The sequence below is a fragment of the Cellulosimicrobium sp. NPDC030954 genome, assembly GCF_055571305.1.
This window is the reverse complement of sequence record NZ_JBVIFN010000007.1, coordinates 32,858-49,968: the sequence shown is the minus strand read 5'-3', so window position 1 is coordinate 49,968 and position 17,111 is coordinate 32,858. Positions and strand designations below refer to the sequence as shown.

Genomic DNA, 17,111 nt, shown 5'->3' with positions numbered 1-17,111 from the left:
GGCGGCCGGGTCAGCGGCCGAGCAGCTTCTCGAACCCCGGCGGGAGCTGGAGGTCGTCGGGCGTCGTGCGCGCCGGCTCGGCGGGGCTGCCGACGCCGAACGCCGACCCGGCGGGCGCGGACGGCCCGGTGGTCTCCCCCGCCGCGCGGGCGGCGGCCGCGCGCTCCTGCGCGGCGCGCTTCGCCGGGTTGCCCGACTTGCCCTTGACCTTGCGCTGCGGCGCCTGGCGCCCGCGAGCCTTCTTGCCGCCCATGCCCGGCAGGTTGCCCATGCCGGGCATGCCCGGCATGCCGCCGCCCCGGCTCATCTGCCGCATCATCTTCTGCGCCCCGGCGAACCGCTCGAGGAGCTGGTTGACGTCGCTCGTGGTCACGCCGGACCCGCGCGCGATGCGCGCGCGGCGCGAGCCGTTGATGATCTTCGGGTTGTCGCGCTCCGCGGGGGTCATCGAGCGGATGATCGCCTCGATGCGGTCGACCTCGCGCTCGTCGAAGTTCTCGAGCGCCTCGCGCATCTGGCCCATGCCCGGGAGCATCCCGAGCATCTTCTTCATCGAGCCCATGTTCTTCATCTGCTGCATCTGCACCAGGAAGTCCGCGAGCGTGAAGTCCTGCCCCGTGGCGACCTTCTCCGCCATCTTGGCGGCCTGCTCGGCGTCGAACGCCTTCTCGGCCTGCTCGATGAGCGTCAGGACGTCGCCCATGTCGAGGATGCGCGACGCCATGCGGTCCGGGTGGAACGCCTCGAAGTCGGTGAGCTTCTCACCGGTCGAGGCGAAGAGGATCGGGCGCCCGGTGACGCCGCGCACGGACAGCGCGGCACCGCCGCGCGCGTCGCCGTCGAGCTTGGTGAGCACGACGCCCGTGAAGTCGACGCCCTCCTCGAACGCCTTCGCGGTCGCGACGGCGTCCTGGCCGATCATCGCGTCGATGACGAACAGGACCTCGTCGGGCTGCACGGCGTCGCGGATGTCCGACGCCTGCTGCATGAGGACGGCGTCCAGGCCGAGGCGGCCCGCGGTGTCGACGATGACGACGTCGTGCTGGCGCTGGCGGGCGGTCTCGACGCCCTCGCGCGCGACGGCGACGGGGTCGCCGATGACGTCGTCGACCTCGACCCCGCTCTGGTTGCCCGGGTGCGGGGCGAACACCGGGACCCCGGCGCGCTCGGCGACGACGCTGAGCTGGGTGACGGCGTTCGGCCGCTGGAGGTCCGCGGCGACGAGGAGCGGCGTGTGCCCCTGCTCGCGCAGGTGCAGGGCCAGCTTTCCGGCCAGCGTCGTCTTGCCCGCGCCCTGGAGGCCCGCGAGCATGATGACCGTCGGCGGCGTCTTGGAGAACCGCAGCCCGCGGCTCTCGCCGCCGAGGATGCCGACGAGCTCCTCGTTGACGATCTTGACGACCTGCTGCGCCGGGTTGAGCGCGCCCGACACCTCGGACGAGAGCGCCCGCTCGCGCACGGTCGCGCTGAACTCGCGCACGACGGGCACCGCCACGTCGGCGTCGAGCAGCGCGCGCCGGATCTCCCGGATCGTCGCGTCGATGTCCGCCTCGGACAGCCGGCCCTTCGAACGCAGGTTCTTGAAGGTCGAAGTCAGTCGGTCCGACAGCGTGTTGAACACCGCGTCATCCTCACCAGTCGTCGGAAGTCTCGTCCGCGTCGGCGCTCCCGCCTGCCGTCGCCCGGGTCCGGGTCCTGGTCCGGTTCAGGGCTGGCAGAGGACGGGCCGTCCGCGAGGGACCAGCCTACCCGGCGGCGTCCGGTTCTCCCGGCACGTCCCTCGGCGCAGCCCCCAGCACCCGCAGCGTCTCCCCGACGAGGTCGTCGACGAGGCGTGCACGCCAGGCGGTCCACGCGCTCGGGCCGAGGGACGACGCGTCCGCCTCGGTGAGCGCGCGCAGCACCCGGAGGAGGTCGGGCCGGTGGTCGACGGCGTCCGCGAGCTCGGCGACCGTCGCCGGGTCGTCCGGGTCCTCGCTCACCGCGAGCCGGGACAGCGTCAGGTGGTGCCGCACGAGACGCTCCACGTCGGCCACGACCTCGGGCTCGAAGCCCATGCGGCCGAGGATCGCGGGCACCAGGCGCGCGCCCTCGACCGAGTGGTCGACGGCCCCCGCGCGCTTGCCGACGTCGTGCAGCACGGCGGACAGCAGGAGCAGGTCCGGGCGCTCGACGTCCTTGCGGCCCCGGGCCGCCCGCGCCACGACCTCCACGAGGTGCCGGTCGACGGTGTGCCGGTGCACGGCGGCGCGCTGCGGACGGTTCCGCACTCCTGCCCACTCCGGGATCCACGTGGTCACGACGCCGGCGAGGTCGAGCGCCTCCCACACCGCGACCTGGGCGTGCCCCGACCCGAGGAGAGAGAGGAACGCCGCCCGCGCGGCCCGCGGCCACGGCTCGGGCAGGGGCGGGCACCGCGCGAGGCTCGCGACCGAGACGGGCGAGAGCGTCAGGCCGGTCCGCGCGGCGGTGGCGGCGGCCCGCAACGAGAGCATCGGGTCTGTCTCGGGGTGCGCGTCCACGGCAAGCACCAGCTCGCCGTCGTGCTCGACGAGCCCGTCGCCGACGGACCGCAGCCGGGGCGCCGTCCGACGCCCCCGGACGAGCACCGGACGCCGCGTGACCGACGGCCGCTGGAGCGCCTGGCGGGCGCGCCGGACCGTGGTGTCGAGCGCGTAGGAGACCTCGCGGCCCGCTGCCGCGAGGCTCGCGAGCAGCTCGTCGGGGTCGTCGAAGCCGGAGAGCGCGGCGACCTCGTCGAGGTCGGCCAGCAGGAGCCTGCTCGTGTGCCGGCCCGTGACGACCTGCAGGGTGTCCCGCACGTCCAGGAGGTGCGCGTTCGCGCGGTCGACCGACCCGTGCGGACGGTCCGTGAGCCACGTCGCCGCGAGCGCCGAGAGCACGACGGCGTCTCGGATGCCGCCGCGCGACTCCTTGAGGTCGGGCTCGATGAGGTACGCCAGCTCCCCGGACCGCTCCGCGCGCTCGCGCGTCGAGGAGAGCAGGTCGGGCAGGCGGCGGCGCGACGCGGAGCGCCAGTCGGTGAGGACCGCGGAGGACGCGCGGTGCACGACGACGGCGTCGCCGGCCACCGCGCGCACGTCGAGCCAGCCGACGGCCGCGGGGACGTCCTTGGACGCCACCTGGCGGCACTGCGAGAGCGAGCGCACCGCGTGGTCGAGGTCGACGCCGGCGTCCCAGAGCGGGTACCACAGGCGCTCGGCGACGCGCGCCACGTCGTCGGCCGCGTGGCTGCGGCCGTCGTGGACGAGGACGAGGTCGAGGTCGCTCGCGGGCCCCATGTCGCCCCGGCCCAGGCTGCCCACCGCGGCGAGCGCGATGCCGTCCGGCGCGACGCCGTCGGTCGCCTCGCGCCACAGGCCCTGCAGGGACGACGTCACGAGGTCGACGACGGCGGCCCGGCGGGCGACGCCGCTGCGTCCGGGCCCGCTCATGGACCGCGCGACGTCGAGCATCCGCGCGCGGAGGTCCCGCACCCCGTCGGGGTGCGGGACCTCCGCGCTCTGCTCGCCCGGCTGCTGCCCGAGGCGTCCCGCCGATCCCCCCGCGACCCCGCCCGTGGTCGGGGTGTCGGCGTGGTCCGTCATCCGATGGTCCGTCGCCTCACAGGGCGCCGGGGCCGTGCTCGCCCGTGCGCACGCGGGCGACGTCGTCCACCGGGACCGTCCAGACCTTGCCGTCGCCGATCTTGCCCGTCTGCGCCGCCTTGACGATCACCTCGGTGACCACGGCCGCGTCGGCGTCGTCGACGAGGACCTCGACGCGGACCTTGGGCACCAGGTCGACCGTGTACTCCGCACCGCGGTAGACCTCGGTGTGGCCCTTCTGGCGCCCGTAGCCGCTGGCCTCGCTGACCGTCATGCCCCGCACGCCCGCGGCCTCGAGCCCCGACTTCACGTCGTCGAGCCGGTGCGGCTGGATGATTCCCGTGACGAGCTTCATGCCCGCACCTCCTTGATGACGCTGCCCTGCTGGATGGACTCGTACGCCGTCTCGCCGTGGACCGCGAGGTCGATGCCCCCGACCTCGGCGTCCTCGCTGACCCGCCAGCCCATCGTGGCCTTGAGGACCAGGCCGATGACGAGCGTGGTGGCCGCCGAGAAGATGATCGCGACGAGGGCGATGAGGACCTGCACGACGAGCTGCTGCGCGCCGCCGCCGAAGAACAGGCCCGTGTCGGTGGCGAGGAAGCCGATCGCGACGGTACCCCAGAGGCCGGAGACCAGGTGGACGCCGACGACGTCGAGGGAGTCGTCGTAGCCGAACCGGTACTTGAGGCCCACCGCGAGGGCGGAGAGCGCGCCGGCGACGAGGCCCAGGACGATCGACGTGACGGGGTTGAGGGCCCCGGCGGCCGGGGTGATCGCGACGAGGCCCGCCACGACGCCGGAGGCCGCACCGAGCGACGTCGCGTGGCCGTCGCGGATCTTCTCCGTGAGGAGCCAGCCGATGATGCCCGCCGCGGTGGCGCTCGTCGTGTTGACCCAGGCGAGGCCCGCGGTCTCGTTCGCCCCGAAGGCCGAGCCCGCGTTGAACCCGAACCAGCCGAACCACAGGAGGGCCGCGCCGAGCATGACGAACGGCAGGTTGTGCGGGCGCATCGGCTCCTTGCCGAAGCCCTTGCGCTTGCCGATGAGGATCGCGAGCACGAGGGCCGCGACACCGGCGTTGATGTGGACGACGGTGCCGCCCGCGAAGTCGATCGGCGCGACCGTGGCGGCGCCGTCGGTGACGCCGAAGATTCTCGCCGCGAGCCCGTTCTCGTTGCCCGAGAGGAAGCCGCCGCCCCACACCATGTGGGCGAGCGGGAAGTACGTCACGGTGACCCAGATCGCCGTGAAGGTGAGCCAGGTGCCGAACTTCACGCGGTCGGCCAGCGCCCCCGAGATGAGCGCGACCGTGATGATCGCGAACGTCACCTGGAACGCGACGTCCACCACGTTCGGGTAGTTGCCGAGCGTGCTCGCCACGGCGCTGCCGTCGGCGTCCGTGATCGCCCCCGAGAGTCCGAACTGCGCGAACGGGCTGGCGACGAGGCCGCCCGTCCCGGCCTCGCCGTAGGACATCGACCAGCCCCACAGCACGTAGACGACGCCCACGACGGCCATCGCGCCGAACGACATCATCATCATGTTCAGCACGGACTTGGCGCGGACCATGCCGCCGTAGAAGAACGCCAGTCCGGGCGTCATCAGGAGCACGAGGGATGCTGAGGTCAGCATCCACGCGGTTGCCCCGGTGTCCCACTCCATCGGATCATCTCCCCTCGCCAGCCGGGCGGCCGGTCGGGGACTACGGTGGTGCGGGCGGGTTTCCCCCGCGGTGTCACCGTGTTACGCGGGTGTGACAAGCGCCGCTCGGACGTAAACGTTCCGTTTCACCCCCGTGCGGGGGCGGCGCGGCGTCCGGATCGCGACACCCTCGTGATCACAGCGTGACACGATCGTGACCCGGGGCGAGAAGCCCCTCAGTCGCCGAGGAGCCCGTCGACGAACTGCTCCGGGTCGAACGGCGCGAGGTCGTCCGGCCCCTCCCCCAGCCCGACGAGCTTCACGGGGACGCCCAGCTCACGCTGCACCGCGACGACGATTCCTCCGCGTGCCGTCCCGTCGAGCTTCGTCAGGACGATGCCCGTCACGCCGGCGACCTCGCCGAACACGCGCGCCTGGTTGAGGCCGTTCTGCCCGGTGGTGGCGTCGAGCACGAGGAGCACCTCCGACAGCGGCGCCTCCTTGGTGATCACGCGCCGGATCTTGCCCAGCTCGTCCATGAGGCCCTGCTTGTTCTGGAGCCGTCCGGCCGTGTCGACGAGCACGACGTCGGCGCCCTCGCTGCGACCGCGGCGCACGGCGTCGAACGCGACGGCGGCGGGGTCCGCGCCGTCGCGGTCGGACCGCACGGTCGGGACGCCCACGCGCGAGCCCCAGGTCTCGAGCTGGTCCGCCGCCGCGGCGCGGAACGTGTCGGCCGCGCCGAGCACGACGCTGCGGTCCTCCGCGACCAGCACGCGCGCGAGCTTGCCCACCGTCGTCGTCTTGCCCGTCCCGTTCACGCCGACGACGAGCACGACGGCCGGCACCGGGCTCCCGTCCTCCCCGGCGTGGGGGGACGTCGCGAGCGACCGGTCGAGCGAGGGGTCCACGAGCGCGACGAGCTCCGTGCGGAGCAGGTCGCGGACGCTCGCGGCGTCCCGGACGCCGAGGACGCGGACCTTGGTGCGCAGCGCGTCGATGAGCTCACCGGCAGGACCGGCGCCCACGTCGGCCAGCAGGAGCGTCTCCTCGAGCTCGTCCCAGTCGTCCTCGGTGAGGTGGTCGCGCGAGAGCACGGAGAGGAGCCGCGCACCGAGCGGCGAGCCGGACCGCGCGAGCCGCTCACGGAGCCGGACGAGGCGGCCGCCGACGGGCTCGGGGCGCTCGACCGTCGGGGCGGGGGCCGCCTCCTCGACGGGCGGGGCCTGGACGTCGGCGCCGGGCGGCGCCGTCACGGCCTCGCGGGTCTCCGGCGGCGCGGCCGGTGCGGAGGGCGGGGGCTCGACGACGTCGCGGCGACGCCGGCGGACCGACACGGTCCCGAACGTGACGAGGCCGACGAGGAGCAGGACGCCGAGGACGATCCAGAGCGGGAGGAGGTCGTTCACCCCGGAAGTCTCTCAGACGCGGGCGGAGGCCACGCGGTGGTCGCACGCTGGTCGCGCGCGCGTCGCAGTGTGCGTCACGCCTGCGGGGGTCGCTCCCCCGTGTGCAGCGGCCGCACGCGCTCGCGCGCGCGGTGCAGGACGTCGGTCAGCTCCTCCGCGTCGACGTACGCGCGCGACGTCACCTCGGTCGCGGTGAAGAAGTCGTCGATGCTCGTGTCGACCGGCCGGGGCATGCGCACGGTCCCGACGTGGTGCGCGTCGAGGTTCCCGCGGCGGCGGCGCCGACGCAGCCCCGAGCGGAAGTCGCGCCAGAACGCGCGCATCCCCTGCTCGCCGGACCGGTCCCCCTGCGCACCCGTGGCCTGGGCCTCCGAGCGCGCGACGACGCTCGCGAACAGGAACACGACGGCGGCGACGCCGAGCGTGAGTCCCAGCCACACGAACATCCAGACCATGAGGTCCAGTATCCGGGTCGGCGCACGCGGCGCGACCCGCGCCACGCCGTGCCGTCCGATCGGCACCACATCTTCACAAGGCCCGGAATTCCAACGTTTCTCCAGCATTCACCCAGGTCGCGGTCGTGCCCCCTGCCGGCGTGAGTCCCCTCACACCGGGACCTCCTCGCGCGCCTCGTCCATCCGCTGGCTGATGACCGTCGTCACGCCGTCGCCGCGCATCGTCACGCCGTAGAGCGCGTCGGCGATCTCCATCGTGCGCTTCTGGTGCGTGATGACGATGAGCTGCGAGTCCTCCTGGAGCTCCCGGAAGATCTCGAGGAGACGACCGAGGTTGACGTCGTCCAGAGCGGCCTCGACCTCGTCCATGACGTAGAACGGCGACGGCCGCGCCTTGAAGATCGCGACGAGGAGCGCGACCGCGGTGAGGGAGCGCTCGCCGCCGGACAGCAGCGAGAGCCGCTTGACCTTCTTGCCCGCCGGCCGCGCCTCGACCTCGATCCCGGTCGTGAGCATGTCGTCCGGGTCCGTGAGCACGAGCCGCCCCTCGCCGCCGGGGAACATCCGAGCGAAGACCCGCTCGAACTGCTCGGCGGTGTCGCGGTAGGCGTCCGCGAACACCCGCTCGACCCGCTCGTCGATCTCCTTGACGATCTCCAGGAGGTCGGCGCGGGACTTCTTGAGGTCGGCGAGCTGGTCCGCGAGGAACTTGTGCCGCTCCTCGAGCGCCGCGAACTCCTCGAGCGCGAGCGGGTTGACCTTGCCGAGCCGACCGAGGTCGCGCTCGGCGGCGCGGAGCCGCTTCTCCTGGGCCGCGCGGTCGTAGGGCACCGTGCGCGGCTCGTCGTCGTCCGACGCGACCGGGACGTCCCGGTGCGGGCCGAGCTCCTCGACGAGGACGGCCGGGTCGAGGCCGAGCTCGTCGACGCTGCGTGCCTGGAGCTGCTCGATCCGCAGCTGCTGCTGGGCGCGCGCCACCTCGTCCCGGTGCGCGACGTCGGTCAGCTCGCGCAGCCGGGAGGCGAGGTCGTCGACCTCGCGGCGGGCCGCGGTCACGGCGGCGTCGCGCTCGGCGCGCGCCGCCTCGGCGGCCTCGCGCTCCGCGCCCGCGCGGGAGAGCGACCGGTCGACCGCGCTCAGGGCGCGCGCCGCGCCGTCACGCACCGCCGACGCGCGCTCGGCCTGCCGCACCCGCGCGGCCTCGCGCCGCGCGGCCCGTTCCCGCGCCTCGCGCTCCGCCGCGGCGGCCCGCGCGAGCGACTGCGCCCGGCCGGCCACCGCACGCGCACGCTCCTCGCTCGTGCGCAGGGCGAGACGCGCCTCGGTCTCCGTGGTCCGGGCCGTCGAGGCGAGCGCGAGGAGGCGGTCGCGCTCCGTCGTCGCGTCGGCGACGGCCTCCTCCGACTGCTCCGGCGCCGCCTCGGCGACGTCGAGCCGCTCGACGAGGCTCGCGAGCGCCTCGCGCGCGTCGTCGAGCCCCTGCGACGCGCGCTCGAGCGAGGCACGCACGCGCTCCGCCTCCGCGGCGGCCGAGCGCGCCGTCGCGCCGAGGTGGCCGAGCTGCTCCGCGACGGCGGCGAGCTGGGCGTCCGACTCGTTGAGCCGGTCGAGCGTGTCGTCGTAGCGGGCGCGCGCCTCCTGCGCCGCGTCGCGCGCCCCCACCAGGGCGAACCGCGCGCGCTCCCCGCGGGCCGCGGCGTCGTCGTGGGCGGTGCGCGCCTCGTCGAGCGCGGACTGCAGGTGCAGCACGCTCGGCGCCGACGCCGAACCGCCCCACGCGCGCGTCGTCGACAGCAGGTCGCCCCCGCGCGTCACGACCGCGACGCCGGGGTGGCGCGCCACCAGGGCGCGCGCGTGCGCGAGGTCGTCGACGACGGCGACGTCCGTGAGCAGGGCGCGCACGGCGCACCCGACGCCCCCGCCCGCCGTCACGAGGTCGACGGCCCAGCGCGCCCCGTCGGGCAGCTCGACCGCGTCGCGCTCGCTCCCGTCCGCCCCGTCGACGGCGACGACGAGGCCCGCCCGGCCGGCGTCCTCGGTCCGCAGGTAGCGCAGCGCGTCGACGGCCGCGTCGACCGACTCGACGGCGACGGCGTCCGCGGCGGGGCCGAGCGCCGCGGCCACGGCGTCCTCGTACCCGGCCTCGACGCCGAGCAGCGCGGCGAGCGACCCCACGACCCCGACGCCGTCGGCCGCGAGCAGCGCGCCGGCGCCGTCCTTGCGGTCCAGGCTGAGCTCCAGCGCCTCGATCCGCGCGCTCCACGTGGCACGCTCCTGGTCCGCGGCGGTGGCCTCGTCCTCCAGCGCCCGCACGGCGGACGTCGTCCGCTCGACGTCGTCGGCCGCGGCCTCGTGCTCGGCGTCGAGGCCCTCCTCGCCCTCCTCGGCGCCGACCACCTGGGTCTCGAGCACCGCGAAGTCGGTGCGTGCCCGGGTGCCGCGGTGCTCGGCCTCCGCCAGCGACTCGCGGAGCCGCCCGATCTCCGCCTCCGCGGCCTCGACCCGGGTGCGCTGCGCGGCGACCTGCCCCGCGAGGCGCGCGAGGCCTTCCCGGCGGTCGGCCGCGCCGCGGAGCAGGGTCGCGACCGCGCGTTCGGCGTCCCCGGCAGAGCGCTCGACGTCCTCGCGGTCGGCGACGGCCGCCGCGAGCGCCTCCCGCGCGCGGGCGACCTCCGCCTCGAGCTCGGCCTCGGTCGCGCGCACGCGCTCCGCCTGGGCCTCGAGCTCGTCGGGGTCCTGGCCGCGCTGGGCCGGCTCCGGGCGGCCGAGCAGGCGGACCCGCTCCTCCGCGAGCGTCTGCGTGCCCCGCAGGCGCTCGCGCAGGGACGACAGCCGGAACCAGACGTCGGTCGCGGCGCCGAGCGCAGGCGCGGCCTCGGCGGCGTCGCGCTCGAGCCGACCGAGCGCGTCGCGCGCCGCCGCGAGCGCCCGCTCGACCTCGGCCTGCTGGGTGCGCAGCGCCGCCTCGTCCGCGATCTCCTGCTCCAGGGTCGCGGTGAGCTGCGCGAGGTCGTCCGCGAGCAGCCGGGCCTTGGCGTCGCGCAGGTCCGCCTGGATCGTCGCGGCCCTGCGGGCGATCTCGGCCTGGCGGCCCAGCGGGCCGAGCTGGCGGCGGATCTCCGTCGTGAGGTCGGCGAGGCGCGTGAGGTTGGCCTGCATCGCGTCGAGCTTGCGGAGCGCCTTCTCCTTGCGCTTGCGGTGCTTGAGGACGCCCGCGGCCTCCTCGACGAAGCCGCGCCGGTCCTCGGGCGTCGCGCGCAGGACGGCGTCGAGCTGTCCCTGCCCGACGATCACGTGCATCTCCCGGCCGAGGCCGGAGTCCGAGAGGAGGTCCTGGATGTCGAGGAGGCGGCACGCGGCGCCGTTGATCGCGTACTCGGAGCCGCCGCTGCGGAACAGCGTGCGGGAGATCGTCACCTCGGTGTAGTCGATCGGCAGCGCGCCGTCGGTGTTGTCGATCGTCAGGGAGACCTCGGCGCGCCCGAGCGGCGGCCGCCCGGAGGTCCCGGCGAAGATGACGTCCTCCATCTTGCCGCCGCGCAGCGTCTTGGCGCCCTGCTCCCCCATGACCCACGCGAGCGCGTCGACGACGTTGGACTTGCCCGAGCCGTTCGGCCCGACGACGCACGTGACCCCGGGCTCGAAGCTCAGCGTCGTCGCGGACGCGAACGACTTGAAGCCGCGCAGCGTCAGGGTCTTGAGGTGCACGGACCCGAGCCTAGTGGCGGCCCCCGACGAACCCGCGGATCTGCGCCCGCGCGGCCGGACGCCGTCGGCGCGGGTGCCGGGACGCGAGACGCCCCGCCCCGGCCGGTGCGGCCGGGACGGGGCGCGGTGCCGCGTGACGGTGGGTCAGCCGAGCTCGGGGAACCAGAGCGCGATCTCGCGCGCGGCGGACTCGGGCGAGTCGGAGCCGTGGACGAGGTTCTGCTGGACCTTGAGGCCCCAGTCGCGGCCGAGGTCGCCGCGGATGGTGCCGGGCAGGGCCTCGGTCGGGTTCGTCGCGCCCGCGAGGGAGCGGAAGCCGGGGATGACGCCCTGGCCCTCGGCGACGACCGCGAGCACCTTGCCCGAGAGCATGAAGTCGACGAGCGGCTGGTAGAAGGGCTTGCCCTCGTGCTCGGCGTAGTGCGCCGCGAGCAGCTCGGGCGTCGCGTCGAGCAGGCGCACGCCGACCAGGGTGTAGCCCTTGGCCTCGACGCGGCGCAGGACCTCGCCGGACAGGCCGCGGCGGACGCCGTCGGGCTTGACGAGGATGAGGGTGCGCTCGATGGTCTCGGTCAGTGCGGGTGCGACGTCGGTCATGGTCGCCGAGCCTACCGGCCGCACCGGCGTGCCGGACGCCGTGACCACGGGCCCGGGGGGCCGCCCCGCCTCAGTCGGCGTTGGGCGCGGTCTCGGGGTGCTCGGCGTCGTACGCCGCGCGCTCGCGGTCGATGCGCCCGCCGAGGCGGATCGAGACGATCCACAGCACGACGAAGAGCCCGCCGACGACGAACATCATCGGCACGACGAGGCCGAACGCCAGGACCGGCACCTGGACCACCGACCCGGCGACGTAGCCGCCGGGCGTGCCGACCATGCGGGACAGGACGACGAGCACGACGGCGAGGACGCCGCCCACGAGCCAGATCGACGTCGCGCTCGGCAGCTCGAGCGGACCGCGCGAGTAGGGCACGTCCCGCAGGCCGTAGGCGACGAGCGTGGCGAACACCACGAGGAAGGCCTCGAGCAGCAGCGTGGTCGACGCGAACTGGGCCTTCGCGGGCTTCTTCGGCTTGATGCGGTCGCCCGGCGAAGGGCGCACCGGGCCCGCCGCGCGGCCGTAGCGGGACGGCTGCGCGGCGGGCTGCGACGGCGAGGTGCTCACCCGGTCAGGATACCGGCGCGGCGTCGCGGTCCCGGTCCTCCGGGTGGTCGCCGCCCGCTCCGGGGGCGCCAGCGGTCACGACGGCCACGCCGTCCTCCGTGCCGTCCGCGCCGTGCGCCGGAGCGTCCTCGACGAGGTCGCCGTGGTCCGCGACGGCCTCGCCGCGCGCGACCATCCCCGCGACGTCGGAGAGCTTGACCTCGCGCAGGAACAGCGCGAGGACGAACCCGACGAGCACGAGCGGGACGAGGTACCAGAAGGCGGGGGCGAGCGCGTCGGTGAACGCGTCGACGACGCCGGTGTGGATCGGCTCGGGCAGCTGCTGCACCATCTCGGGCGTGAGCGACGACCCCTCGGCCCCGGCAGGGGCCGAGCCCGCGGGCAGGCCCGCGAAGACGCCCTCGAGGTTGTCGGCGAGCCGCGACGTGAAGATCGTGCTGAACAGCGCCGTCCCGACGGCCGCGCCGATCTCGCGGAAGAAGTTGTTCGCGCTCGTCGCCGTCCCGATCTCGTGCGGGTCGACCGAGTTCTGCACCGCGAGGACGATCGTCTGCATGACGAGGCCCATGCCGGCGCCCATGACGAGGATCATCGCGCCGAAGAGCCACATCGACATGTCGCCCGTGATGCGCGTGAGCCACATCATGCCGGCCGCGGTGATCGCGAGGCCGAGGACCGGGTAGATCTTGTAGCGGCCGGTCTTCGTGATCGCGATACCCGACCCGATGGCCGTGATCATGACGCCGACCATCATCGGCAGCATGAGGAACCCGGACTCGGTGACGCCCGCGCCGGTGGACATCTGGAGGAACGTCGGCAGGAAGGCGAGCGCGGAGAACATGCCCATGCCGAGCACGAGGCCGATGAGGGTCGCGATCGTGAACGTCCGGTTCTTGAACAGGTGCAGCGGGAGCAGCGGCTCCTCGGCGCGGTTCTCCACCACGACGAACATCGCGACCGACACGACCACCGCGGCCACGAGGCCCAGGAGCCACGGGTCCGACCAGTCGTAGCCGCGCGAGCTGGTGAGGGACTCCCAGCTCGTGACGAGCACGATGCCGGAGGTGGCGACGACGAGGAAGAAGATGCCGGCGACGTCGATCTTGCGGCCGGAGCGGTGCGACGGGAGCTTGAGCGCGACCCACGCGACGACGAACGCCGCGACGCCGATCGGGACGTTGATCCAGAACGCCCAGCGCCAGCCCGGACCCTCGGTGAACCAGCCGCCGAGGAGCGGCCCGATGACGGCCGCGATGCCGAACAGGGCGCCCATGGGCCCCATGTACTTGCCGCGGTCCTTCGCGGGGACGATGTCGGCGATGATCGCCTGCGACAGGATCATGAGACCGCCGCCGCCGAGGCCCTGCACGCCGCGCCAGGCGACGAGCTCCGGGAAGGTCTGCGCGAACCCGGCGCCGGCGGACGCGACCGTGAACAGGCCGATGGCGACGAGGAACGGCCAGCGCCGGCCCCACAGGTCGCCGAACTTGCCGTAGAGGGGCATGACGATCGCGATCGCCAGGATGTAGGCCGTGATGACCCACCCCTGGTGCTCGACGCCGTGGAGCTCGCCGACGATCGTCGGCATCGCGGTGCCGACGATCGACTGGTCGAGCGAGGACAGGAACATCGACGCCATGAGGGCGCCGAAGATCACCCACACGGTGCGCGGGGTGAGCACGACGAGCGGCTTGCCGCCGTCGACGGGCGGTGCTGCGGTGGTGGAGGCCATGAGGATCCGGTTCGGTCAGGACGGGCGGGAGCGCGCCGACGGGCGCGGCCCGTCGTCGGGTGGTGGGGAGGAGCGGGTGGCGGTGCGGACGCCGGGGCGTCCGTGCCCTCGTGCGGCGTCGAGGGCGTACGGCTAGCGGGCCGCGGGATCGGGGGCGCGCGAGTCCTGGAGCAGCGCGCGGAGCTGTCCGACGACGGCGGGCAGGTGGTCCACCGGCTCGCCCTCGCGGTCGCGCTGCTGCCACTCGAGCGTGCTCGCGCGCAGCAGGCTCATGACCACGAGTGCCAGGAGCTCGGGGTCGGGGACGAAGGGCCGCACGGCGCGGCGTGCGAGGAACATGTCGACGAGCTCGGCGCGGTGCCCCTCGACCCAGGCGACGTGCCGGGTGACGAGGTGCGGCTCGCGCTGGACGAGCTCGAGCGTGCGCGCCATGCGCTCGGGCGTGACGATCTGCTGCGCCAGCACGTCGGCCACGACGACCTCGAGGTCGTCGAGCAGCGCCCCCGTGGGACCGCCCCCGACGAAGGTCGCCACGATCTCGGGCCGCACGGCGAGGTCCTCGAGGCCGAGCACGGCGTCGTCCTTCGACGGGAAGTAGTTGAAGAACGTGCGCGGCGAGACCCCGACCTCGGCGCAGATGTCCTCGACCGTCACCGCCTCGAGACCGCGCTCCAGCACGAGCGTCTGCGCGGCCTCGACGAGCGCCTCGCGCCGGGCGCGCTTCTTGCGCTCCCGCAGCCCGCCGGGAGACGGTGCGAGGCACGCCGCGGCCCGCTCGGCCAACGAGGGGCGAGCGGGCACGTCAGGGAGAGTCGTGGGCACGAGACTATTCTTGCATCCCGTGCAATTTTGCATCAACTGCAATCTCGCGTGATCGCCGTCACACGAGCATCGGCTCAGACCTCGCCGAAACCACCCTCCACGGCCTCGACCACCGCACGCACGGCGTCGGCGGCCTGGGGGCCCTCCCCGGTCACCGTGAGCTCCTTGCCGCCGGTCGCGCCGAGCTTCATGAGCTCGAGCACGCTCGCCCCGTTGACGCCGTCGATCGCGACGCTCGCGTCGTAGCCCGCGACGAGGCGGGCCAGCACGGCCGCCGGGCGCGCGTGCAGGCCGAGCGGGTTGCGCAGCGTGACGACGGCGCGCGCCGCGCCGTCCGTGGGGGCCGCCGACGCGGCGGCCGGTCCCCCGTTCTCGGGGGCGCCGGCCGCGACCGCGAACGTCCCGCCCGCGTGCTCGGCGGACGCGAGCACCTCGGCGACGTCCCCGCCGCCGTGGGCGGTCACCGCCGCCGCGACGGCCCCCTCGACGAACGGGGCGTCGGCGAGCCGGACCCTCCCGTCGAACCCGTCCTCCATGTCCAGGACCGACTCGACCGTCATGACGGCCGAGCCCAGGTCGGCGAGCACGACCACGCCGTCGGCGACGCCCAGCGCCTCCTCGAGCGCCGCGGACACGCGGTCGTAGCTGGTGCCGAGCCCGCCGTCGTCGGTCCCGCCGGCCGCGAGCAGCAGCACACCGGGCGCCATCTGCGCGGACAGCTCGACCGCGCCCTCCGCGAGCCGCTGCGAGTGCGAGACGAGGACCAGCGCGACGCGCGCCCGCGCCCCGACCGTGCCGCTCACGCGGTCGCCGCGTCGCGCGCGGCCTCGAGCAGGATCGCGGTCGAGGTCGCGCCCGGGTCCTGGTGACCCGCGCTGCGCTCACCGAGGTAGCTCGCCCGCCCCTTGGTGGCGACGAGGGGGATCGTCGCCTCGGCGCCCGCGCGCGCCGCCGTGGCGGCCGCAGCGAGGACGTCGGCGGTCGACGCGCCACCGTCGGCGGCGCCCTCGGCCGCGTCCACGGCGGGCTGCCACGCGTCCACCATCGTCTTCTCGCCGAGCTGGGCCTTGCCGCGCGCGGTGATGCCCTCGAGCGCGCCCTCGAGGAGCGCGACGACGCCGTGCGCGTCGAGCTCCGCGAGCCCGGTCACCTTCGCGGCCCGGAGGTACGCCGTCCCGTAGAGCGGGCCCGAAGCACCGCCGACGGACGACATGAGCGTCGTGGCCACCAGCTTGAGCACGTCGCCGATCTGGCCCGGCGGCTGGTCGCCGGCCGCCGCCCCGTCGAGCTTGGCGACCACCGCGCGGAACCCCCGGTCGAGGTTCTCCCCGTGGTCGCCGTCACCGATCTGGCGGTCCAGCTCGGTCAGCTCGTCCCGTGCCGCCGCGATGCGCTCCGCGCTCAGCCGCGTCCACCGGTCCGCCCAGGCCACGTCCAGCGTCATGCCCCACCTCTCCTCGCCGTCGAGCCGGCGGTCCGCCGGCTCTCGGAGACTGCACGAAAGGGCACCCGCTCACCAGCGCAGCGCAGCCGTGTGGACGGGAGCGTCCCACAGGGCGGTGAGCTCGTCGTCCAGGCGCAGCACGGTGACCGACGCACCCTGCATCTCCAGCGACGTGACGTAGTTGCCGACGAGCGAGCGCGTCACCCGTACGCCGCGCCCCTCGAGCAGCCTCCTCGCCTGACGATAGACGACGTACAGCTCGGACAGCGGCGTACCGCCCATTCCGTTAACGAACAGCAACACGTCCTCGCCGTCCGACAGGCCCAGGTCGTCGGCGACGGGGTCCACGAGCCGTTGCGTGATCTCGTCCGCCGAGGCCATCGGGATGCGGTGCCGCCCCGGCTCGCCGTGGATGCCGATCCCGATCTCGACCTCGTCGTCGCCGAGGTCGAAGCTCGGCTTGCCGACGTGCGGGACGGTGCACGCGGTGAGCGCGACGCCCATCGAGCGCACGTTCGCGACGACGCGGCCCGCGATCTCCGTCACGGCCCCCAGGTCGTCGCCGCGCTCGGCCGCGGCCCCCGCGATCTTCTCGACCGCGACGGTGCCCGCGACGCCGCGGCGGCCCGCGGTGTAGAGCGAGTCCTCGACCGCGACGTCGTCGTTGACGAGGATGCTCGTGACCTGCGTGCCCTCCGCCTCGACGAGCTCGACCGCGGTCTCGAAGTTCAGCACGTCGCCCGTGTAGTTCTTCACGATCGCGAGGACGCCCGCGCCCGAGTCGGCGCCGAGGATCGCCGGGACGATCTGGTCCGGCGTCGGCGAGGTGAAGACCGCGCCGGGGACCGCGGCGTCGAGCATGCCCGACCCGACGAAGCCCGCGTGCAGCGGCTCGTGCCCCGAGCCGCCGCCCGAGACCAGCCCGACCTTCCCGGGGACCGCACCCCCGGCGCGCGACACGTAGGGCGGCGCGACGTGCACCTCCACGAGGTCGGCGTGCGCCTGGCCGAAGCCCTCCAGGGACTCCGACACCGCGTCCTGGGGATCGTTGAGCAGCTTCTTCACCGGTCATCCCTCCATCGGTCCGTGCGCCCGGTGGTCCGGACGCTGACGACCCCCGCCCGGCG

At 74.5% G+C, this 17,111-nt stretch carries 14 protein-coding genes; all 14 read right to left on the bottom strand.

Annotated elements, in window-relative coordinates; all coding sequences use genetic code 11:
• Window positions 1-10 precede the first annotated feature (10 nt).
• On the bottom strand, window positions 11-1,621 hold the full coding sequence (gene ffh, locus ACZ402_RS14455) for a signal recognition particle protein (protein WP_375824364.1): 1,611 nt from the start codon (window positions 1,619-1,621) through the stop codon (window positions 11-13).
• A gap of 124 nt (window positions 1,622-1,745) precedes the next feature.
• Entirely contained in the window at window positions 1,746-3,608 is a 1,863-nt protein-coding gene (locus ACZ402_RS14450) for a [protein-PII] uridylyltransferase (protein WP_375824363.1), read from the bottom strand.
• A 16-nt stretch (window positions 3,609-3,624) separates the two neighbouring features.
• The gene (locus ACZ402_RS14445) at window positions 3,625-3,963 is read right to left on the bottom strand and encodes a P-II family nitrogen regulator (RefSeq protein ID WP_375824362.1); all 339 of its coding nucleotides are present in this window, start codon (window positions 3,961-3,963) and stop codon (window positions 3,625-3,627) included.
• Window positions 3,960-5,273: an ammonium transporter gene (locus ACZ402_RS14440; protein WP_375824361.1), complete on the bottom strand. Its 1,314-nt coding sequence runs from the start codon at window positions 5,271-5,273 to the stop codon at window positions 3,960-3,962. Before ACZ402_RS14440 ends, ACZ402_RS14445 begins: the two co-directional genes overlap by 4 nt.
• Window positions 5,274-5,488: 215 nt before the next feature.
• Window positions 5,489-6,661 carry a signal recognition particle-docking protein FtsY gene (ftsY, locus tag ACZ402_RS14435; RefSeq protein ID WP_375824360.1) on the bottom strand — a complete coding sequence of 391 codons (1,173 nt, stop codon included), beginning with the start codon at window positions 6,659-6,661 and terminating at the stop codon, window positions 5,489-5,491.
• Between the two features lie 74 nt (window positions 6,662-6,735).
• Window positions 6,736-7,116, bottom strand: a complete 381-nt coding sequence (locus tag ACZ402_RS14430) for a hypothetical protein (protein WP_375824359.1) — start codon at window positions 7,114-7,116, stop codon at window positions 6,736-6,738.
• A gap of 150 nt (window positions 7,117-7,266) precedes the next feature.
• Window positions 7,267-10,824, bottom strand: coding sequence for a chromosome segregation protein SMC (smc, locus tag ACZ402_RS14425; protein WP_375824358.1), 3,558 nt, complete (start codon window positions 10,822-10,824; stop codon window positions 7,267-7,269).
• A 144-nt stretch (window positions 10,825-10,968) separates the two neighbouring features.
• Window positions 10,969-11,421 carry a nucleoside-diphosphate kinase gene (gene ndk, locus ACZ402_RS14420; protein ID WP_375824357.1) on the bottom strand — a complete coding sequence of 151 codons (453 nt, stop codon included), beginning with the start codon at window positions 11,419-11,421 and terminating at the stop codon, window positions 10,969-10,971.
• A 70-nt stretch (window positions 11,422-11,491) separates the two neighbouring features.
• Window positions 11,492-11,986, bottom strand: coding sequence for a DUF4233 domain-containing protein (locus ACZ402_RS14415; protein WP_375824356.1), 495 nt, complete (start codon window positions 11,984-11,986; stop codon window positions 11,492-11,494).
• 4 nt (window positions 11,987-11,990) lie between these two features.
• Window positions 11,991-13,718 carry an MDR family MFS transporter gene (locus tag ACZ402_RS14410; protein ID WP_375824355.1) on the bottom strand — a complete coding sequence of 576 codons (1,728 nt, stop codon included), beginning with the start codon at window positions 13,716-13,718 and terminating at the stop codon, window positions 11,991-11,993.
• Between the two features lie 132 nt (window positions 13,719-13,850).
• Window positions 13,851-14,540 (bottom strand): TetR/AcrR family transcriptional regulator, encoded by a 690-nt coding sequence (locus ACZ402_RS14405; protein ID WP_375824354.1) that lies wholly within the window; start codon window positions 14,538-14,540, stop codon window positions 13,851-13,853.
• 74 nt (window positions 14,541-14,614) lie between these two features.
• Complete coding sequence (gene dhaM, locus ACZ402_RS14400; protein WP_375824353.1) at window positions 14,615-15,343, bottom strand: dihydroxyacetone kinase phosphoryl donor subunit DhaM; 729 nt, start codon at window positions 15,341-15,343, stop codon at window positions 14,615-14,617.
• Entirely contained in the window at window positions 15,340-15,984 is a 645-nt protein-coding gene (gene dhaL, locus ACZ402_RS14395) for a dihydroxyacetone kinase subunit DhaL (protein ID WP_141390325.1), read from the bottom strand. The genes dhaM and dhaL overlap by 4 nt, the downstream gene beginning before the upstream one ends.
• A 69-nt stretch (window positions 15,985-16,053) precedes the next feature.
• Entirely contained in the window at window positions 16,054-17,049 is a 996-nt protein-coding gene (gene dhaK / locus ACZ402_RS14390; protein WP_375824352.1) for a dihydroxyacetone kinase subunit DhaK, read from the bottom strand.
• Between the last annotated feature and the right edge of the window lie 62 nt (window positions 17,050-17,111).